Origin of the sequence: Atopobium sp. oral taxon 810 str. F0209, from assembly GCF_000466405.1 — a bacterium.
Lineage (GTDB): Bacteria > Actinomycetota > Coriobacteriia > Coriobacteriales > Atopobiaceae > Olegusella.
On record NZ_KE952936.1, the window covers coordinates 1 to 1,945 of the forward strand.

General features: G+C 55.3%; 1 protein-coding gene. It reads right to left on the reverse strand.

Annotated elements, in window-relative coordinates; genetic code table 11:
- Nucleotides 1-86: 86 nt before the first annotated feature.
- Entirely contained in the window at nt 87-1,517 is a 1,431-nt protein-coding gene (gene ltrA / locus HMPREF9069_RS01390) for a group II intron reverse transcriptase/maturase (RefSeq protein ID WP_198009687.1), read from the reverse strand.
- Between the last annotated feature and the right edge of the window lie 428 nt (nt 1,518-1,945).

The window sequence follows — 1,945 nt, forward strand, 5'->3', positions numbered from 1 at the left end:
ATCGGGTAGGAGGCGCGCCGTTAGCCAGTGCGCCGTCCTCCCACACCACCGTACGTACCGTTCGGTATACGGCGGTTCCGACGTTACTAACACTTTACCAGTAGACACCTTTGGTAGAGGAACTCCCAGCCAAGCTCGTCGAGCTTGGTGTTGTTAAGCGCTCTTGCTAGGATTGCACTCCCTGCTATACGCCAGTATGCCTTACGAGAGTTTGCCCATTGCCAAGCCAGATTGCGGCTAACACCGAGTTTCATGAGAGCTTTGTACTTGGTGCTAATTTTCTTCCAGCACTTCCAGTACACGCAGCGGATGCGCCTGCGGAGCCATTCGTCGACGCTTCTGAGCAGCTTGGTCATGTCGGCGAGGCGGAAGTAGCTAACCCAGCCGTTAACCAGCCAACTCAGGCGTTTACGCCTGTAGTCCAGCGACCAGCCATTTGAGCGTGAGGTTACCTCTTTGACCTTGGCCTTGAGCTTGGCTGCTGACTTTGAGTGCACGCGGAAGTGCAGCTCTCCACTGTAGCGAAAGAAGCCATAGCCAAGGTATTTCACCTCTGGGTCGTGGCTCGCGATGTGCGCCACGTAGGACTTATCACGGTTCACCTTGAGGAAGAGTCTACCCTCAATGAACTTGGTGACGGTTCCCATGGCTCTTTCGGCTGCTTTACGACTCCGTTTCAATATGATGAGGTCATCAGCATAGCGGACGAAGTGGTGGCCACGTCGCTCAAGCTCGCGGTCCAGCTCATTGAGCAAGACATTTGCAAGCAAAGGTGATAGCGGACCTCCCTGTGGGGTGCCCTCATCGGTGGGCATGACCACGCCGTCTACCATGACTCCTGCTTTAAGGAAGCGGTGCATCAGGGACACGACGCGACCGTCTTTAACCACGTTGGACATCACCTGTATCAACTTGGACTGATTGACCGTGTCGAAGAACCTCTCAAGGTCTATCGAGCATATCCACACGTCCCTTGCATCTGCAAGCTCTTTTATGCGCAGGAGCGCATCGTGGGCTGACCTGTTTGGTCTAAACCCAAAGCTTGCATCAGAAAACATCGGCTCATAGATGGGGGTGAGCACTTGCACTGCTGCTTGCTGCACCATGCGGTCTATGACCGTAGGTATGCCTAGCAGACGGAGCTTGCCTTTCTCCTCCTTTGGTATCTTAACCCTACGGACTGGCTGTGGGCGGTATTTGCCCGCCAGTATCCGTAACACAAGCTGGTCGTAGTTGTCATGCAGCCAAGTATCTAGCTCTTTAACTGACATTCCATCCACGCCACCCGCGCCGCCGTTGCGTGCGACCTTTACGTATGCCTGTCGCATGTTGTTGCGGTCGCAGATGCGCTCCAGCAGGTCTGGTTTGGTGTCGAGTTTGCGTTCGGGGTCAATCCGCATGTGCGTGGGCGCCTCTGGGTACTCTTGGAGTTCCGCCCCTACCATTCCCAGATGGCCGTCAGCTGTCTGACCTTGCTGGCCACCTAGCTTTCGTTGTCTGCCGTCAATCGCACTCACGGTATTACTCTTCGCTCCCTCCAACTTCGGTCAGCCCTTCCCAGTTTCACTGGTACTATGGCCTCTGCTGACTCCTCGCCGTTCGTTGTTACTACTGTTGGGCGGTCTGTCGCCGTTGCCCTTCTTTAGGGTCGGCCGACCCTTTGCCTTCTTCTCCCACTTCGCCGACGAGGCCTCCCGAGGTAAGACGTACTTCTTTCCCTTCATCTACCTGCCGCATCTACGCTGTGAGTTTCCGTGCAGCTTTTGGGCTTTAGCTTGTTTGGCAGCCTTACCCACTCACATACGCCTCATGCGATTCCTGTTCGTCAGGCCAAAGGTTTGCCTCCTGCTTCCTTCAGATTCCACCTCACGGTGGACACCCTTGCTCTTGGCTATGCACTTCCCGCTGCCGGGTGTGCTAGGGACTTTCACCCATAAGAAGTACG